Annotated in this window: 17 protein-coding genes and 2 pseudogenes; 8 read left to right on the top strand and 11 right to left on the bottom strand. The window is 71.1% G+C overall.

Annotated features, from left to right (window positions below):
* Window positions 1-77 precede the first annotated feature (77 nt).
* Together R2B38_RS09800 and R2B38_RS09795 are read left to right on the top strand one after the other, a co-directional pair.
* Window positions 78-1,253 (top strand): acyl-CoA dehydrogenase family protein, encoded by a 1,176-nt coding sequence (locus R2B38_RS09800; protein ID WP_318015873.1) that lies wholly within the window; start codon window positions 78-80, stop codon window positions 1,251-1,253.
* Window positions 1,254-2,038: 785 nt separating this feature from the next.
* Entirely contained in the window at window positions 2,039-2,554 is a 516-nt protein-coding gene (locus tag R2B38_RS09795) for a flavin reductase family protein (protein WP_051801302.1), read from the top strand.
* An 81-nt stretch (window positions 2,555-2,635) separates the two neighbouring features.
* On the opposite strand, the gene R2B38_RS09790 is transcribed toward R2B38_RS09795, so the two are convergent.
* From R2B38_RS09790 to lipB, 4 genes are all read right to left on the bottom strand, one after another.
* Entirely contained in the window at window positions 2,636-3,340 is a 705-nt protein-coding gene (locus tag R2B38_RS09790) for a DUF4191 domain-containing protein (protein WP_033284191.1), read from the bottom strand.
* 69 nt (window positions 3,341-3,409) lie between these two features.
* Complete coding sequence (locus R2B38_RS09785; protein ID WP_019064487.1) at window positions 3,410-3,610, bottom strand: hypothetical protein; 201 nt, start codon at window positions 3,608-3,610, stop codon at window positions 3,410-3,412.
* Between the two features lie 252 nt (window positions 3,611-3,862).
* Window positions 3,863-4,828: a lipoyl synthase gene (lipA, locus tag R2B38_RS09780; RefSeq protein ID WP_318015872.1), complete on the bottom strand. Its 966-nt coding sequence runs from the start codon at window positions 4,826-4,828 to the stop codon at window positions 3,863-3,865.
* A 105-nt stretch (window positions 4,829-4,933) separates the two neighbouring features.
* A complete protein-coding gene (gene lipB / locus R2B38_RS09775; protein WP_318015871.1) occupies window positions 4,934-5,731 on the bottom strand; it encodes a lipoyl(octanoyl) transferase LipB in 798 nt (265 codons plus the stop codon).
* Between the two features lie 284 nt (window positions 5,732-6,015).
* On the opposite strand from lipB, the gene R2B38_RS09770 reads away from it, so the two are divergent.
* Window positions 6,016-7,455, top strand: coding sequence for a regulator (locus tag R2B38_RS09770; protein ID WP_318015870.1), 1,440 nt, complete (start codon window positions 6,016-6,018; stop codon window positions 7,453-7,455).
* A gap of 77 nt (window positions 7,456-7,532) precedes the next feature.
* On the opposite strand, the pseudogene R2B38_RS09765 reads toward R2B38_RS09770, so the two are convergent.
* The 3 genes and pseudogenes from R2B38_RS09765 to R2B38_RS09755 form a co-directional block, all read right to left on the bottom strand.
* Window positions 7,533-8,513, bottom strand: a pseudogene (locus R2B38_RS09765) (FAD-dependent oxidoreductase); the annotation flags it as partial.
* Window positions 8,514-9,044: 531 nt separating this feature from the next.
* Window positions 9,045-9,506 (bottom strand): annotated as a pseudogene (locus tag R2B38_RS09760) (NAD(P)-binding protein); the annotation flags it as partial.
* 201 nt (window positions 9,507-9,707) lie between these two features.
* The gene (locus R2B38_RS09755) at window positions 9,708-10,604 is read right to left on the bottom strand and encodes a TIGR01777 family oxidoreductase (protein WP_318015869.1); all 897 of its coding nucleotides are present in this window, start codon (window positions 10,602-10,604) and stop codon (window positions 9,708-9,710) included.
* Window positions 10,605-10,677: 73 nt separating this feature from the next.
* On the opposite strand from R2B38_RS09755, the gene R2B38_RS09750 reads away from it, so the two are divergent.
* Window positions 10,678-11,166, top strand: coding sequence for a GNAT family N-acetyltransferase (locus R2B38_RS09750; RefSeq protein WP_318015868.1), 489 nt, complete (start codon window positions 10,678-10,680; stop codon window positions 11,164-11,166).
* 9 nt (window positions 11,167-11,175) lie between these two features.
* On the opposite strand, the gene R2B38_RS09745 is transcribed toward R2B38_RS09750, so the two are convergent.
* Window positions 11,176-12,360, bottom strand: coding sequence for a MarP family serine protease (locus R2B38_RS09745; protein ID WP_318015867.1), 1,185 nt, complete (start codon window positions 12,358-12,360; stop codon window positions 11,176-11,178).
* A gap of 199 nt (window positions 12,361-12,559) precedes the next feature.
* On the opposite strand from R2B38_RS09745, the gene R2B38_RS09740 reads away from it, so the two are divergent.
* Window positions 12,560-13,372 (top strand): peptidoglycan recognition protein, encoded by an 813-nt coding sequence (locus R2B38_RS09740; protein ID WP_318015866.1) that lies wholly within the window; start codon window positions 12,560-12,562, stop codon window positions 13,370-13,372.
* An 85-nt stretch (window positions 13,373-13,457) separates the two neighbouring features.
* Here R2B38_RS09740 and R2B38_RS09735 read toward each other — a convergent pair whose 3' ends face one another.
* A complete protein-coding gene (locus tag R2B38_RS09735) occupies window positions 13,458-14,588 on the bottom strand; it encodes a lipid II:glycine glycyltransferase FemX (protein WP_318015865.1) in 1,131 nt (376 codons plus the stop codon).
* A 55-nt stretch (window positions 14,589-14,643) separates the two neighbouring features.
* Window positions 14,644-15,051, bottom strand: coding sequence for an ATP-binding protein (locus tag R2B38_RS09730; RefSeq protein ID WP_318015864.1), 408 nt, complete (start codon window positions 15,049-15,051; stop codon window positions 14,644-14,646).
* A 113-nt stretch (window positions 15,052-15,164) separates the two neighbouring features.
* Between R2B38_RS09730 and R2B38_RS09725 the strand changes: the two genes are divergently transcribed.
* The 3 genes from R2B38_RS09725 (at window position 15,165) to R2B38_RS09715 (ending at window position 17,302) form a co-directional block, all read left to right on the top strand.
* Window positions 15,165-15,947: a helix-turn-helix transcriptional regulator gene (locus R2B38_RS09725; protein WP_318015863.1), complete on the top strand. Its 783-nt coding sequence runs from the start codon at window positions 15,165-15,167 to the stop codon at window positions 15,945-15,947.
* On the top strand, window positions 15,944-16,264 hold the full coding sequence (locus R2B38_RS09720) for a DUF397 domain-containing protein (protein WP_318015862.1): 321 nt from the start codon (window positions 15,944-15,946) through the stop codon (window positions 16,262-16,264). The genes R2B38_RS09725 and R2B38_RS09720 overlap by 4 nt, the downstream gene beginning before the upstream one ends.
* A 102-nt stretch (window positions 16,265-16,366) precedes the next feature.
* Window positions 16,367-17,302, top strand: coding sequence for a hypothetical protein (locus R2B38_RS09715; protein ID WP_318015861.1), 936 nt, complete (start codon window positions 16,367-16,369; stop codon window positions 17,300-17,302).
* Here the strand turns inward: R2B38_RS09715 and R2B38_RS09710 are convergent.
* The gene (locus R2B38_RS09710) at window positions 17,245-17,418 is read right to left on the bottom strand and encodes a hypothetical protein (protein WP_318015860.1); all 174 of its coding nucleotides are present in this window, start codon (window positions 17,416-17,418) and stop codon (window positions 17,245-17,247) included. The genes R2B38_RS09715 and R2B38_RS09710 overlap by 58 nt on opposite strands.
* Between the last annotated feature and the right edge of the window lie 70 nt (window positions 17,419-17,488).

The raw sequence follows: 17,488 nt of genomic DNA, 5'->3' as shown, positions 1-17,488 counted from the left end.
TGGTCTCGGCCCGGGGTGCGGTCGAGGGCGGGTCCGGGCGGGGACACTCCCTGTTCCCGACGGAGGTGGTGGCCAGGATGCCGCAAGGCGACAAGTCGACGATCGTGACCCGGGCGCCGGGGGTCGCCGAGATCGCGGCCCGGCACACGGACGAGGCGGAGACCGCGCGGCGGCTCTCGCCGGAGGTGGTCCGGGCGGTGCTGGACGCGGGGTTCGCGCGGCACTTCGTACCGGTGGCCCATGGCGGTGAGGCCGGTGGTTTCGCCGAACTGACCTCCGCCGTAGGCCTGGTGGGGGAGGGCTGCACATCGGCGGCGTGGGCGGCCTCGCTGGCCGCGTACGCCGGGCGGTACGCGGCGTTCCTCCCCGCGGAGGGCCAGGCGGAGATCTGGGCGGACGGCCCGGACGCCCTGCTGGCCGGCGCGCTCATGCCGTCCGGCAAGGCGGAACCCGTGGCCGGCGGCTGGCGGCTGAGCGGTGAGTGGAAGTACATCAGCGGGGTCCACTTCGCCGACTGGGCACTGGCGTGCGCGGCGGTACCGGCGGATCGGCCGGAGGACCCCGACGTACGCCCCGAGGTGCGCTTCTTCGCCGTGCCGCGGGCGGACTTCTCGATCGAGGACAGCTGGTTCACCGTAGGCATGCGCGGAACCGGCAGTGACACCCTGGTCCTCTCCGACGTCTTCGTGCCCGAACACCGCACCCTGGCCCGCTCGTTGGTGCACGCGGGCCAGGCCCCCGACTCGGACGCCCGCTGCCACATCGTCCCGATGCACGCCGTGAACGCCCTGCCGTTCGCCGCCCCGCTGATCGGCGCGGCCCGGGGCGCGCTGCGGGCGTGGATCGCGCGGACCGGTTCCCGCGTCGACCGCCGCGGCCAGGCCGTGGGCGAGAAGCCCTCGACCCAGGTCGCACTGGCCCGCTCGGCCGCCGAGGTGGACGCCGCCGAACTCCTGATCCTGCGTACGGCGGCGGTCGCCGACGGCACGCAGGACTGCCCACCGGGCGGCGAGGCCGCGGTCCGGGGCGCCCGGGACCTGGCACTGGCGGTGGAACTCCTGGTCTCGGCGGTGGACCGCGTCTTCCGCACCAGCGGCACCTCCGGCCAGTCCTCCTCCGACCCGGTCCAACGCTTCTGGCGCGACGTGAACAGCGCGGCCTCGCACGTCGCCCTCTCCTTCGAGACGACGGGCGCGGCTTACGGGGCGTGGGCGTTGTCGGGGGAGGAACGGGGGGCGGGCGCGGTGCGCTGACGGGGCTCCGGCGCGGCTCCGGCCCCGGCATGGTGCCGGCCCCGGCGCGGCTCCGCCCCGGCGCGGCTCCGCCCCGGGCTGGCTCCGCCCCCGGTTGCCGGTGCGCTGGTCTCGGTCGGAGTCTCGGCCTGAGGCCGGTGCCGATCCGGATGACCGGTGTGCCTGGCTTGGTCTCGGCCCGGAGTCTGGTCCCGCTCCTGGTTGTCGGGGCGCTGGTCTCGGTCGGAGTCCCGGTCTGAGGCCGGTGTCGATCCGGATGACCGGTGTGCCTGGCTTGGTCTCGGCCCGGAGTCTGGTCCCGCTCCTGGTTGCCGGTGCGCTGGTCTCGGTCGGAGTCTCGGCCTGAGGCCGGTGTCGATCCGGATGACCGGTGTGCCTGGCTTGGTCTCGGCCCGGAGTCTGGTCCCGCTCCCGGTTGTCGGGGCGCTGGTCTCGGTCGGAGTCTCGGCCTGAGGCCGGTGCCGATCCGGATGACCGGTGTGCCTGGCTTGGTCTCGGCCCGGAGTCCGGTCCCGCTCCTGGTTGTCGGGGCGCTGGTTCCGGCTCCGGCCCTGCCGCGGCCCCGATCCCGGCCCTTTCTCAACCTGGCCATGGTTGCCGGTGCGCCGATCTGATCCCCCGCCCCCACCTCCGCCCCGGTTGCCGGTCCCAGGCGCTGCCCGCATAGTCGATCTGGACCCGGGTGGCGGTTCCGATCACTGTCGGTGAGCCGCGTCCGAGGCCGGCCCGAGGCCGCTGAAACCGCGGTGGCCTCCGCCGCGAGGCCCGACAGGTGGTGCACCGTCATGCCGGAGCGTCAGGAAGTGGAAGTACTGGAGAAGGCGCGCGCGGCTGTGGCGCCCGAGGAGTTCCGGGCGGCGATGGCCCGTTTCCCCTCCGGTGTCGTGGTCGTCACCACGTGCTGCGAGGACGGAACCCCGCGCGGGTTCACCGCCAGTTCCTTCTGCTCGGTCTCGCTGGAGCCGCCCATGGTTCTGGTCTGTCTGGCGAACTCCGCCGACTCGGCGCCGTCGTTCGGCCACTGCGACCGCTTCGCCGTGAGCGTGCTCGCCCCGGACCACCGGCCGCTCGCCGTGCGCTTCGCGACCAAGGGCACCGACAAGTTCGCCTCCGGCGGCCTGCGTACCAGCCCCGATGGTCTGCCTACGGTCGACCGCGCGCTGTCCGAACTGGACTGCACCGCCCACGCACGTCACCCGGCCGGGGACCACACGGTCCTGATCGGCCGGGTGACGGGAGTGCGGCTGGGGGAGGGGTCCCCGATGGTCTATTACGACCGGGGGTTCAGGACGCTGGCCTGACGGGGGCCACCTACGACGATGGGGGCGTCCGGATCAGATCCGGACGCCCCCATCGTCGTGGAAAAACCGTCTATGTGCGGGTCAGCGGGCCTTCCCGCCGCCCTTGGGGAGCTTCATGCCCTTCGGCATCGGGCCCTTGGGCAACGGCATGTTGCTCATCAGGTCGCCCATCGCGCGGAGGCGGTCGTTGGTCGCCGTCACCTGCGGGCCGGTCAGGACGCGCGGGAGCTTCAGCATCGTCGTGCGGACCTTCTTCAGGGGGATCTGGCCCTCGCCCGTGCCGACCATCACGTCGTGCACCGGGACGTCCGCGACGATGCGGTTCATCTTCTTCTTCTCGGCGGCCAGGAGGGACTTCACCCGGTTCGGGTTGCCCTCGGCCACCAGGACGATGCCGGCCTTGCCGACCGCGCGGTGGACCACGTCCTGGCTGCGGTTCATCGCCACCGCCGGAGTCGTCGTCCAGCCTCGGCCGATGTTGTCCAGTACCGCCGCGGCCGCGCCCGGCTGGCCCTCCATCTGCCCGAAGGCCGCCCGCTCGGCCCGGCGTCCGAAGACGATCGCCGACGCGAGGAAGGCGAGCAGGAGGCCGAGAATGCCGAGATAGATGGGGTGCCCGAGCAAGAAGCCGATCGCGAGGAAGACACCGAAGGTGACGATTCCGACAGCCGCGAGTACAAGGCCGATCGTCTTGTCGGCCTTGCGGGTCATCTTGTAGGTCAGAGCGATCTGCTTGAGTCGCCCGGGGTTCGCAGCGTTTTCCGCTGTCGTGTCCTTCCTCGCCATGCGAGGAAGTCTACGTGCCCGCGGGAGCGCCGACGACGGCGGTGCCCGAAGGGCGGCGAATCAGGTGAATCAGGAGTGGGAGGTGAGGGCCTGCTCGATGACGAGCTGTGCCTCGACCCGGTCCTTGGCGCGGCGGCGGTCCTCCAGGACGGAGGTCCACGCGTTGCGACGGGCGGTGCGCTGGCCGCTGCTCAGCAGCAGCGACTCGACCGCGCGCAGGGCGTCGGTGACGGACGGGATGGCGGTGGCACGGACGGGCGCGGCCTGCATCGTGGAGGTCCCCCCTCGGAACGGCTCTGGGTATGGGGCTACGTGCTGTAAGTCGAGTGTCACTGTTTGGTGTTACCAGGGCGTGACCGACCGGTCAAACGCCAATGAAGCCTTGACGCGTGGGGCCCAAACGCTGACGCGGCCCTGATGAGCGCCCTCAACTGCGAGGACGGTCAGGGCCGCGCCGGCGACGTCTATTACCCGTGAGTAGTTACTTGTGCGCGAATTCACACAGCCCGGGACCGGCTGGGATCAGACCGCCTGCGAGGCCACGTACGCGCCACGCTTCTCGATCGCCATCTGGTACAGGCGCCCGGCGCGGTACGACGAGCGCACCAGCGGGCCGGACATGACACCGGAGAAGCCGATCTGGTCGGCCTCCTCCTTCAGCTCCACGAACTCGTGCGGCTTCACCCAGCGCTCCACGGGGTGGTGCCGCACCGACGGCCGCAGGTACTGCGTGATGGTCACCAACTCGCAGCCCGCCTCGTGCAGTTGGCGCAGCGCCTCGCTGACCTCCTCGCGGGTCTCGCCCATGCCGAGGATCAGGTTCGACTTCGTGACCAGACCGTAGTCGCGGGCCTCGGTGATGACCTTGAGCGAGCGGTCGTAGCGGAAGCCGGGGCGGATGCGCTTGAAGATGCGGGGGACCGTCTCGACGTTGTGCGCGAAGACCTCGGGGCGCGAGGAGAAGACCTCGGCGAGCTGCTCGGGGACCGCGTTGAAGTCGGGGGCCAGGAGCTCGACCTTGGTGCGGCCGGCCTCGCGGGACTCCGTCTGCTCGTGGATCTGGCGGACCGTCTCTGCGTACAGCCAGGCGCCGCCGTCCTCCAGGTCGTCGCGGGCGACGCCGGTGATCGTGGCGTAGTTCAGGTCCATCGTGACGACGGACTCGCCGACCCGGCGCGGTTCGTCGCGGTCCAGGGCCTCGGGCTTGCCGGTGTCGATCTGGCAGAAGTCGCAGCGCCGGGTGCACTGGTCGCCGCCGATGAGGAAGGTCGCCTCGCGGTCCTCCCAGCACTCGTAGATGTTCGGGCAGCCGGCTTCCTGGCAGACCGTGTGCAGGCCCTCGCTCTTCACGAGCGCCTGCATCTTCGTGTACTCGGGACCCATTTTCGCCCGGGTCTTGATCCACTCGGGCTTGCGCTCGATGGGGGTCTGGGCGTTCCGGACCTCCAGGCGCAGCATCTTGCGTCCGTCTGGGGTGACTGCGGACACATCGGCTCCCTGTAGCTTCGATTCTTCGGCGTACACCAGGGTACGCCCGTGATTTCTGGCCCCCGCCTTGAGGCCAACCGCAGAGCGGAAAGTCACATTCCCGGGTCAGGCGGTCGCCTTCTCGATCTCCCGGGGCTTCAGATCCGCGTGCTCCAGTACGTCCTTCAGGTGCCGCTCGACGACCGGCAGCACCTCGGCGATCGTCACGTCCCGGCCCAGCTCCGCCGCCAGTGAAGCCACGCCCGCGTCGCGGATCCCGCACGGGATGATCCGGTCGAACCACCTGTTGTCCGGGTTCACGTTCAGCGCGAAGCCGTGCATCGTGACGCCCTTGGCGACGCGGATGCCGATCGCGGCGATCTTGCGGTCCTCGCGGCGCTGGCCGGCGTTCGACGGGGCGTACTCCGGGCCGTTCATCCGCGGGTCGAACTCCTCGTCCTGCAGACGGGGGTCGAAGTCGAGGGACAGCCCGCCGATCGACGGACGTTGGTCCACCGGATCCCCGAGCACCCACACCCCGCTGCGGCCCTCGACCCGGCTGGTCTCCACGCCGAACTCCGCGCAGACCCGGATCAGTGCCTCCTCCAGGCGTCGTACGTGTGCGACGACGTCCACCGGGCGGGGCAGCTTCTGGATCGGGTAGCCGACGAGCTGGCCGGGGCCGTGCCAGGTGATCTTGCCGCCGCGGTCGACGTCGATGACCGGGGTGCCGTCCAGTGGGCGCTCGTTGTCCTGGGTGCGGCGGCCCGCCGTGTAGACCGGCGGGTGTTCCAGCAGGAGCACGGTGTCGGGGACCTCGTCCGCGAAGCGGGCCGCGTGCACCCGGCGCTGCTCGTCCCACGCCTCCTGGTACTCGACGGCCTCCGCGCCGAAGCCCATCCGGACGAACCGCAACTCACCCACGGCAAGCGCCTCCTCAGCAGCACCTATGAGTCGTAAGGCACGAAACATGCCTACGCCACTGTACGACCGACCGCTGACAGCCCACCGGGCGGTAGGGACCGTCAGCCCTACGACCAATCCTCACACGATCGGATGAATGCACGTCGGAATGTGCGACGGGATGCTTACGCTCCGCTACATTCGCGCCGTTCACGAGGCCAAAAGGGCTGCTCACAGGCAATCCGGGCAGGCAGTGGCCGCATCGGCCTCTGCTGGGGCCCGAAAGGCAGGAGACCGCACCGCAGATGACGGAACGACCCGCGCAGCGCACTCCCAACCGTCAGCTCGCCGCGCTCATCGCAGAAGCGGGGTTCTCCAACGCAGGTCTCGCCCGTCGCGTGGACCAGCTCGGTCTGGAGCACGGACTCGATCTCAGATACGACAAGACATCCGTCACCCGGTGGCTGCGCGGCCAGCAGCCCAGAGGCACCACGCCCGCGCTCATCGCCGAGGTCTTCACCCGTCGGCTCGGCCGCCGGCTCACCGCCCAGGACCTCGGGCTCGACGCCTGTGCGCCGGTGTACGCCGGGCTCGAGTTCGCCGCGACCCCCGAGGAGGCCGTCGACATCGTCAGCGGGCTGTGGCGCAAGGACTCCGGCAGCCACGCCGAGCTCCGCAAGATCGCCTTCACCCCGGCCGGGCTCGTGGTGCCCAGCCGGGACTGGCTCATCGGCCGCGCCGACGACCGCGTGGGCCGCGCCGAACCCGCCAACCGAGTGCCCCCGCAGGGCCGCCCCGCCGTACCCCGCCAGCGCGGCCAGGCCGCCGAACGCGGCCCCGGCCAGAAGGTCACCGGCGGCGACATCTCCGCCCTCCGCTCGGTCGGCGAACTCTTCCGCACCCTCGACAACGCCTACGGCGGCGGCCACGCCCGCCAGGCCCTCGTGCGCTACCTGGAGCACGAGACCGAGCCGATGCTGCGCGGCACCTACGGCGAGCAGACCGGCCGGCGCCTGTTCGCCGCGGCGGCCGACCTCACCCGGCTCGCGGGCTGGACGTCGTACGACATCGCCGCGCACGGGCTCGCGCAGCGGTACTTCGTGCAGGCGCTGCGGCTCTCGCAGGCGGCGGGGGACCGGGCCTACGGCTCGTACGTGCTCATGACGATGAGCCGGCAGGCCGTCTACCTCGGGCACGGGCGGGAGGCCGTCCAGCTCGCGCGGGTGGCGCAGCAGGGGGTCGGGACCAGTGCGCCGCCCGTCGTGCAGTCGTTGCTGCACTCCGTGGAGGCGCGGGCGCACGGGGTGCTGGGGGAGGTGCGGGCGTGCACGTCCGCGCTCGTGCGCGCTGAACGCGCCCTCGAAACCGCGCGTGCCGGGGATGAAGTGCCGTACTGGGCGCGGTTCTTCGATGAGGCGCAGCTTGCCGACGAGTTCGGGCACGCGCATCGGGATCTGCAGCAGTTCCGGGCGGCCGCGCAGCACGCGGAGCGGTCGTTGCAGTTGCGGGCGCCCGCGTTCGCCCGGAGTCGGTTGTTCTGCCGGGTTGTTCTCGCCTCCGCCCGGCTCGGGCTCGGGGAGCTTGATCAGGCCTGTGCGTTGGGGGCGGAGGCGGCGGGGCAGGCGGTGGAGATGCGGTCGGTTCGGGCGGTCGAGTATGTGCGGGACTTCGAGCGGCGGCTTGAGCCGTACAAGGACGCGGCGCCGGTGCGGGGGTATCGCGACAAGGTCGCGGCGTTCGGGTGAGGCGAGGGTTGCTGTGAGTGGGGACTGCGCGGCGCCGTCGTGGCTGGTCGCGCAGTTCCCCGCGCCCCTAAAGGAATCTACGCGGCCTGTGTTGTCGGGATCGGGTCCGCCATGTGCATCGAACCTGCCGCGCCCAGGTCCGCCAGGATCGCGGACGATGCCCGGTGGCCCGAGTGCAACGCACCCTGAACCGTGCTCGTGTCCCGGTGGTCGCCGCACACGTACAGGCCGGCCAACAGCCGTACGGGGCGCCGTAGATCGTGCGGTGGGCGCATGACCGGGACCGCCTCGGCGGTGTGGTGGACGGCGAGGGTTTCCCAGCGGGTGGTCGAGGTGCCGTAGAGGCGGGACAGATGCATGCGTACGGCGGTCTCGACGTCCGGTGGGGGAGGGCCGAGGACCGTTGAGGAGACGAGGGCGCGGCCTGCCGGTGCTCGGCTCGGGTCGACCTCGCTGGTGATCGCCGTGTGGGCCACCGGGCCGCCGCGGTCGGAGTCCAGGAGGAGGGCGGCGCCGGTCGTGGGCGGGTCGTCGGTCGTGTGGTGGACGACCGTCACCGGGTGGAAGTCGGGTACGCGCAGGCCGGGCAGGAGTTCGGCCGCCGCGCGCGCGTCCGTCGCGACGAGGACCGCGCGGCAGTGGATCTCGCCGTGTTCGGCGGTGGTCACCGACGTCGTCGATACGGCCGTCACACGCACGCCGGTGTGCACGGTGCCCGGTGGCAGCGCCGCCGCGAGTACCTCGGGCAGCATCTCCGCGCCGCCCTCCGGCACGCACAGCCGACCGCCCGCGAAGGCGCGCAGCGCGAGGTCGGCGCACCGGCTGGAGGTCGTCAGCTCCGGGTCGCAGAGCAGCGCGGCGAGCAGGGGGCGCAGGAACCCGTCGATGGTGCGTGCCGGTACTCCGCGTGCCGCGAGCGCCTGCCCAGCCGCCAACTCGGGGCGGGACAGGAGCCGTTCGACCGGTGTGCCCGCCAACCGGGTCAGCGCGGTGCCGAGGCGGGCCTGGTCGACGGGGCCGCCGAGCGGGGCGCCGGAGCGGGGCCTGGGCACGGTCGAGGGACCCGGGGTGACCGCGGCCCGGTCCTTGAGTGCGGGGCCGCCCCAGGAGGAGTCGCCCGCCCGGTTCCGGGGTGTCAGTCCGCCCCACGAGGCGACTGAGCGGTCCTTGAGGGGCAGGCCGCCCCGGAATGTGTCCGCGCGGTTCCTGAGCGTCGGACCGCCCCAGGAGGAGGCCGTACGTTCCCTGAACGCACCCGTCAGGCCGACCCAGGGCGTGGTCCGGTCCTTAGGAACCCGACCACCTCCGGCGGTTCCGGCGCGGTCCGTGGGCGCGGTCCTGCCCCCGGAGGGTTCGGTTCGGTCCCGGGGTGTGGTTCCGTCCCGGGAGGGTTCGGTTCGGTCCCGGGGTGTGGTTCCGTCCCGGGAGGGTTCGGTTCGGTCCCGGGGTGTGGCTTCGTCCCGGGAGGGTTCGGTTCGGTTCCGGGGTGTGGCTCCGTCCCGGGAGGGTTCGGTTCGGTCCCTGAGTGTCGCGCCGCGGCCCGACGGGCCTGCCCCTCCGGTGCCGCCCCCGGGCGCCGCCGCTGCCCAGGAAGCGCCCCCGCGTCCTCTTGCCACCGGCCCGCCCCAGGAGAAGCCGGGCCGCCCCCGTGTCACCGGCCCGCCCTTCCGTACCGCCGCCACCCGAGGGGCGCTCGCCAGGGCGCGTACCGCGTGGAGTGCGCCCCGTGCGCTCCCTCCGGGCGCCGGGGTGCCCGCGTGGTGGTGGCGGCCGTCGCTGTGGAGGAGGACGCCCGGTGCGAAGGGGCGCAGCACCAGGGCGTCGAGGCCCGGGGTGAGGCGTAGTTCGGGGTACGAGGTGGACAGGAACTGTCCGATCCGGTCGAGCCGGAACCCGTCGACCTTCTCGGTCGACATACGGCCCCCCACGTAAGGGGCGGCCTCCAGGACTGCGGTCGTTACTCCTGCGCTGATCAGCCGATGCGCCGCGGCGAGTCCGGCGACCCCGGCTCCCACGACGACGACGTCCGCCTGGTACGCGGGCTCAAACACGTGCCCCTCCTCGACGTTGAGCGGCCGGTGGAGTCGTCATGCCCCCAACAGCCTTCAGGGATACCCGAGTTCGGGTCGAGGTTAGGGCCGTGATCGGTCAGGGGGAGTCGCGCATACGCAGGGCACGGTCGCACGGTGGTCGCATACGGTCGCCGAGCGTCATCATCGTGGGCGGAAACGGTCAGCGCCGCGCGCCCGCCCTCACAGCGCCGCCCTGATCGCCCCCTCGATCTCCGGGAACGCGAACGTGAACCCCGACTCCAACAGCCGCTTCGGCAGCACCCGTTGACTCCCCAGCACATCCCCCGACATCTCACCGAGGACCAGCTTCAGCGCGGGCGACGGCACCGTGAAGAGCGACGGGCGGCGCAGCACACGCCCCATCGCCGCCGAGATCTCACGGTTCGTCAGCGGGTTCGGCGCGGTGAGGTTGAAGGGGCCGGACAGCCCGTCCGTGTCGATGAGATGCCGGATCGCCGCCACCTCGTCGTGCAGCGCGACGAACGACCAGTACTGCCGCCCGTTCCCGAACCGCCCCCCAAGTCCCGCCTTGTAGAGGGGGAACAGCTTGGCCCACGCCCCGCCCTCCCGCGCCACGACCAGCCCGGTCCGCGCGAACACGGTCCGTACGCCCGCCTCCTGCACGGGTGCCGTCGCCTCCTCCCACTCCACGCACAGCGAGGGCAGAAAGCCGTCCCCAGGGGGCGCCGATTCGTCCACGGCGCGGTCGCCGGTCTCTCCGTAGAAGCCGATCGCGCTGCCGTTCACCCACACCCGCGGCGGCCGGTCCAGCGCGGCCACGGCCTCCGCGAGGGCCGACGTGCCGAGGACACGGCTGTCGCGGACCTGCTTCTTGTAGGCGTCGGTCCAGCGGTGGTCGCCGACCCCCGCACCGGCGAGGTTGACCACCGCGTCGCACCCGTCGAGCGCGGCCGCGTCCACGTACTGCCCCTCGGGGTCCCAGCACACCTCGTCCGCGCCCCGGGCGGCGCGCCGTACCAGGCGCACCACCTCATGCCCGTCCGCGGTCAGGGACCGGACCAGTGCGCTGCCGATGAGACCGGAGGCGCCGGTCACCGCGATTCGCGAGCGTTCCATGGCGTCCATCCTGCCTCGTTGATCCATAAAACCCCCATGAGGACCGCGCCGCGCCCGCCGTACCCTGGCCCACATGTCCGAGCCGAACATACGCACAGCCCTGCCCGACGACGACGAGGAACTGGGCGCACTGGACCGCGCCACCTGGTCCAACCTGCACGCGGTCACGCCCCGGCCGCAGCCGCCGTACCGCCCCTTCTTCGACGAGCGGCACGCGCCCGGCGAGCACCTGGTCGCCGAACTCGACCGCCGGATCGTCGGCTACATCCGGCTGGTCCCCGCGACCTCGCTCGCCTGCAACGCGCACGTCCGGCAGATCCAGGGGCTGGCTGTCGCCGACGAGGCACGCGGACACGGGGTCGGCAGGGCGCTGATCCGGGCCGCGATGACCGAGGCCAGGCGGCAGGGCGCCCGGCGGATCACCCTCCGCGTGCTCGGGCACAACACCCCGGCCCGGAAGCTCTACGAGGCCGAGGGCTTCGCCGTCGAGGGCGTGCTGCCCGAGGAGTTCCTGCTCGACGGGAAGTACGTCGACGACGTCCTCATGGGCCGCGTGCTCTGACCTGTCGGCCTACGAGGTGACCAGGTCGCCCGTGTCCACCTGGGCCGTCGCGGTCGCCGCCCGTTGCGCGTCCCCGGAGACCTCGTCGGCCGTCAGCACGTACCCCGTCTCGTTGTCCGAGGTGGAGCGGGCGAAGACGACGCCGTAGACCTTGCCGCCGGTGGTCAGGAGGGGGCCGCCGGAGTTGCCGGGGCGGACGGTGGAGCGGATCGAGTAGATCTCGCGGGTGACCGTCCCGTTGTTGTAGATGTTCTGGCCGGTCGCGTTCACGCGGTTGGCGACGGTCGCGGCCTGGAGGTTCAGGTCGCCGTCCTGCGGATAGCCGGCGACGACGGCCGAGTCGCCGCGCTCGGCGCTCGTGTCGAAGCGCAGCACGGGCGCGGACAGCCCCGGCACGTACAGCACGGCCACGTCCTTCTGCGGGTCGAAGAGGACCACCCGTGCCTCGTACGACCGCCCGACCCCGCCGATGCGGACGGTCGGGTCGTCGATGCCGGCCACCACGTGCGCGTTGGTCATCACGTGCTGCGCCGCGAACACGAAGCCGCTGCCCTCGCGGCCCTGGGTGCCGGAGGAGCCCTCGATCTTGACGGTGCTCCGCTTGGAGGCGTTCGTCGCGGCGGCCGTGACGCTGTCGCCGGTGGGCTTGGCGACCTCGGCCGTCGACTCGTTCTCGAACGGGTTGAAGACCTGCGGGAAGCCCGCCTCCGTGAGCGCCGAGGTGGCCCGCGAGAACCACGTCGGTGTCGTGTCCGGCATCAGCTTCTGCACGCTGCCCAGCAGCGTCGAGTCCTGGATCGCCGTCGTGACCGTCGCCGACGAGGACGCGCCCAGCACGCTCGCGGCCACCCACGCGACGATCATCACCGCCACCGAGTTCGCCGCGGCCCCGCCGATCCCGTCGGCCACCCGCAGCGGCCCCTGGTCCAGCTCCTTGCGCAGCTTCAGCGCGAGCCGCCCCGCCAGTTCGTGTCCGACCACCGCCGGGGTCAGCACGGTGAGCACGGCGGTCACCGTCGCCGCCGTCGTCCCCGGGGTCACCAGGTCCATCACCCACGGCAGCACCCATACGCCGATGACCGCGCCGCCCACGAACCCGGCGAGCGACACACATCCGGCGACGAGGCCGCGCCGGTATCCGGACGCCGCGTAGGCGAGGATCACCAGCAACAACAGCAGGTCGAGCAGGTCCACGGAGCCGCCTTTCTCTCGGAACCCTTAGTACGCGAGGAACGGGCCCACTGATCAGTTACGCGTCAGTCACGCGCGTGTGGCCCCCGGGAACTCACCACGCGTGCGTGTACCCCCAGAAACGTGCCGGACCAGGACGATGGTTCCACCGGGTGGCACAGCACACATCGCGGACTGAGTGTTTCCGGCCGAGAGTGTGACCATGCGTGTCCTGAGAAGAACACCGGGTGCACGAAGACGACGGCCGCGGGTACGAATACCCCGCGCGGCGGTCGTCCTGCTGGCCTGCCTGCCCGGTCTCGCCGCCGTCCTGGTGCTCGCCCTGTGCGCGAACGGCATCGGGCGCCGGGCCACCGCCGCCGTACGACCGCCCGTCGCGGCGCGGCCCGTCGCCGTCGGGCACACCGCGCCCAAGCCGCGGATCGTGCCGCGCTCGGCCTGGCTGGACGCGCTCTCGCGGCACGCGCAGCCGCCGCCGCGCTACGACGACAAGGTCGTCGCCGTCTTCGTCCATCACACGGATTCGCCGAACGGGTACGACTGCGCGGACGCGCCCCGCATCATCCGGTACCTGTACGCCGGGCAGACGGGGGTCCGGGACTGGGACGACATCGGGTACAACTTCCTTGTCGATCGCTGCGGGACGATCTACGAGGGGCGGGCGGGGGGTGTCGACCGGGCCGTCACGGGGGCGCATACGCAGGGGTTCAATCACCGTACGGCGGGGATCGCGGCGATCGGGACGTTCACTGCGGGGATGGCTGTGCCGAAGGTGATGACCGATGCGATTGCCGCGCTGGCTGCTTGGAAGTTGGGGCTTGCGGATGTTGATCCGCGGGGGAAGGCGCGGCTGGTGTCGAGCAACAGCCTCAGTCGGTATGCCAGGGGTGCGACGGCGGTGTTGCCTGCGCTGGCGGGGCACAAGGACGGTTACATGACGAGCTGTCCCGGTGCTGCGCTCCTCGCCCGTCTTCCGGAAGTGCGGGGGGTGGCTGCGCGGTTGCAGGGGCGGTGAGGGGTGAGTGTCGGGTGCGGGTCCGGTGGGGGCTGGTCGCGCAGTTCCCCGCGCCCCTTGAAGGCGGCTGCGCCGCCGTCCAAGGTTATTTGCGGGCCAAGTAGACGCTCAACGCCCTTTGCAGGAGCTTGCCTTGGCTTCCCACCGGGCGTTCCCACTCTCCCAGGTACTCCACCGCTTGGCCGCCTGCGCCGGTTTTGAAGAGGAGGCGGCCGACGAGGCGGTCGTCGGCTATCAGGGACGGGGTGATGGAGCGGAGGTCGTAGGTGTCCGCGCCGGAGTCGAGGGCCTCGCAGAGCATGCGCCACAACAGGAGGCTGCTGGGGCGGAGTTCGCGGCCTCGGCGGCCCGACGCGGGGTAGGAGTGCCAGGCGCGGGGGCCGGTGCTGATCATCAGGGCGGAGGAGAGGACCTCGTCGTCGTACTCGGCGAGGTAGATCCGCAGGCGGTCGGACTCCACGGCGTTCAGCGCCTGCCACATGCGGCGGAAGTAGTCCAGGGGGCGGGGCTTGAAGCCGTCGCGTTCCGCCGTGGCGCGGTACAGGCGGTGGAACGCGGGCAGGTCGTCCGCCGAACCCCAGAAGACGCCGACACCCCCGCCCTCGGCCGTCTGCAGCGACTGCAACCAGTGGGGGGAGAGTGCGGCGCGCAGTTCGTTCACCGACCGCCCGGTCAGGGGGATGTGGCAGCCGTAGCGCGGCTGGCCGAGGCCGAAGCCGCTCTCGTCCTCCTCCTTGCACCGGCGCCACCCGAGCCGCCTGAGCCGTTCCGCCGCGTCCAGTGCGTAGCCGTCGATGCCGTCCGTCGGCAGGTCGCGCAGATGCCGTACGGAGGGGTCGGCGACGCCCGCCGCCACGGTGGCCGCGTCCCAGCGCCGGACCACGAGCGGCGGGCCTATGCGGACCGAGAACGCGCCCTCCTTCTCCAAGTGCGCGATCAGGGGGTCCAGGTACCGTTCCGGGCGCTGGCTGTGCCAGTCGATCGCGGGCCCGTCCGGAAGGTACGCGAGACAGCGCCCGGTGCCGGGGAACGCCCGGTACAGCACGAGCGCTACGGCGACCAGCGCCTCCCCCTCGAACCAACCGACGCTCTCCGCCGTCCAGTCGGGCTTTACGTCGGCCCACTCGGGGATCTGGAGGTGGCTCGCGTCCGGGTGCAGCCGGAGATGGCCGAGGTGTTCCTCGCGGGTGATCCCCTTCACGTACGGGCTGGTCATGGGCGCGCGCTCCTGTTCGGCGGCGGCCACCGTAAGCCGGGGCTCACCGGGCGGGTCAAGACTTCACGGCTGTGAACTCCGCCCACACCTGCTTGCCGCGTCGGCCTTGCCTGGGCGTGACACCCCACTGGCTCGCCACGGACGCGATCAGGAAGATCCCCCGTCCGCTCTCCGTATCCCAGTCGGGTTCGGTGTACCAGACGGGCAGTTCGGGCGAACGGTCGGCGACGGCCACCCGAACCCCGCCTTCCGGGAGGGTGCGGAGGCGTAGTTCGCACTCAGGGGACTTCACGTGCCGGTGGACGTTGGCGAGCATCTCGGTCGCGCAGAGTGTTGCCGCGTCGGCGAACTCGGGGTACCCCCAGGCGGTGAGCTGCTCCCGGACGACTTGGCGTGCGTCGGCGAACCCCTCTGGTTCCGCGAGGAGTTGGAGGACCACTTCGGGTGGCGATTCCGTGTGCATGCCCTCACGGTGGGTGATGTGTGGCTAGCCTGAACAGGACTTTCGGAGGCACACAAGGGAGTGTGCGGGCAAGGGGGTTGGCTGTGCAGGACGGTGCGGAGGGTTCGTCGAGCATGAAGATGTTCGGCGCGGTGTCGCGTGCGCTGCGGGAAGCGCAAGGGAGTACGCGGGAGCAGTTCGGGGCGCATGTGGGGTACTCGGCGTCGCAGGTGGCGATGGTCGAGCGGGGCGAGCGGATGCCGAGCCTGCAATTCATCGCGCGGGCGGGGGAGTTCCTGCATGCGCGGGTTGCGATCGATGCGGCGGCGGAGCATCTGGAGCGGCGCAGGTATCCGTCGTGGTTCGACGACTATCTGGAGCGGGAGGTCGAGGCGGTCAGCCTCTGGTCGTACAACACGCATGTCCTGCATGGCCTCGTGCAGACGGAGGAGTACGCGCGTGCTGTTCTCGGTGCGCGCGTCCCGACGTTGGACGAAGACGAGATCGAAACCCGAGTGCAGGCACGCATGACCCGGCAGGCGTTGCTCACTCGTGTGCCGCGCGTGTCCTTGGCGTTGGTCATCGAGGAGTGGGTGCTGAGGCGCCCGGTAGGTGGACGGGCAGTCCTGAAGCGGCAGTTGGAGTGGCTGTTGGAGCTCACCGGGAAGCGGAACATCTCGATTCAGGTGATGCCGACCGAGGTTGAGGCGCATGCCGGGTTCAACGGTGCGTGGACGCTGCTGGAGACGCCCAAGCGGGAGTGGGTCGCGTACGTTGAAGGTCAGGCCGGGGGCCTGGTGATCGAAGATCGCGAAGAAGTCAGCGCGATGTTCCAGCGGTTTGGCATGATCCGGTCCCAGGCGCTCCCGCCGGGGGAGTCCGCGAAGCTGATCGAGGGAATGGTGGGCGAACTGTGAGCACCGCAGATCTGACGTGGTTCAAGTCCAGCTACAGCGGGGACGCCGGCGGGCAATGCCTCGAAGTCGCCCTGGAGTGGCGGAAGTCGACGTACAGCGGTGATGCGGGCGGCGAGTGCCTCGAAGTCGCGCTGGACTGGCGGAAGTCCTCCCACAGCGGCGACGCCGGAGGCGATTGCCTCGAAGTAGCCCTGGAACCAGCCCAACCCACGGTCCACATCCGTGACTCCAAGGCCAAGTCCGGCCCCACGCTGGCGTTTTCGCTGGACGAATGGTCGAGTTTCGTCAACTTGGCCGCAAAGTCGGCGCTACAGTAATCACGTTCTCACCCTCCGTGTGTCAACACGGAGCGGCCCTCAGCGGTGCGCCAACACCAATCTGAGGGCCTACACCGACTAGTGGATCAGAGGTCCACCGCGATGCTGCAGCATGCTATCCCGCCTGCCCGCTTCTTCTCCCAGACCCCGAACGAGATCATTCGGCATCCCCGGCTCAACGGGACCGCCGTTCGACTCCTCCAGTGGGCGCTGTCCCTCCCCGAGGGATCGAGGGAGACCGTGCAGTCGATCGGCGAGAAGATGCCGGAAGGCCGCCTCGCCGTCCGCAAGGCCCGGCGGCAACTGGAAGAAGAGGGTTACCTCCACACCCGGCGCAGCCAGAACCCCGAGACCGGCCAGTGGACCACCCAAGTCCTCGTGTCCAACGTGGCGTTGACGACGCCGGAGGAGATCGCCACCGCATTCGGGACCGTACGTCCGTCTCCTGATCCGAGTGACCAGGACCCGCCGGTCGGGGGCGGGACCGGCCAGGCCGTCGGCGCATACCCCTTGGGCGAGAACACCGAGGAAAACACCCCCAACCAGCCCGTGCCGTCAGGCGAGTTGGAGACCGGCGCCGCGAACTTCCTTGCCCGCCTGGGCGACCGCACCCCCGCCCTCCGCCTCGGCGCCGGTGAGATCGAACGGCTCGTGCCCCTTGCCACCCGCTGGCTGGCGAGCGGTGCGACGGAGGCCGACCTGTACCAGGCCCTCACCGCCGATCTGCCCCGACCCGTCCGCGCCCCCGCCGCCCTCGTGTCGTACCGCCTGGAAGCCCGGACTCCGGCAATCACCCCTCCACGCAAGCCAGTCGAGACCCTGGCCGAGTGCGGGGAGTGCCGTGACCCGTTGCCGCGAGGTGTGCGTACCGGCATCTGCCGCCGCTGCGCGGGACTGGTCCCGGCACCATCCGCACCGGCTCCAACTCCCGTGTCGCTCAACGGGATCGCGTTGGTGAGGGCCGCGCTGTCAGGGGTGTGTCATGAGGCGATCGGGCGGTCCGACAGCTGGGCCAGCTCGGTGAAGAACGCGCGGTAGAGCGGCTCGTCGGTGGTCTGGATCTCGACGGTGACGAGCATGTGCTTGGAACTCGTCGTGCTCGCGTAGATCGGTTCGTCGAGTTCTTCGACGTGGCCGAAGTGGAGGCGGGTCAAGCCGCTCCTGCGCGCCTCGGCACGTACCTTCAGCCGGCTCAACGGGGACCGGTACGAGCTGATGATGCGA

This window comes from Streptomyces sp. N50 (assembly GCF_033335955.1).
In the GTDB taxonomy this organism is placed as follows: domain Bacteria; phylum Actinomycetota; class Actinomycetes; order Streptomycetales; family Streptomycetaceae; genus Streptomyces.
This window is presented reverse-complemented; position numbering and strand designations above follow the sequence as displayed.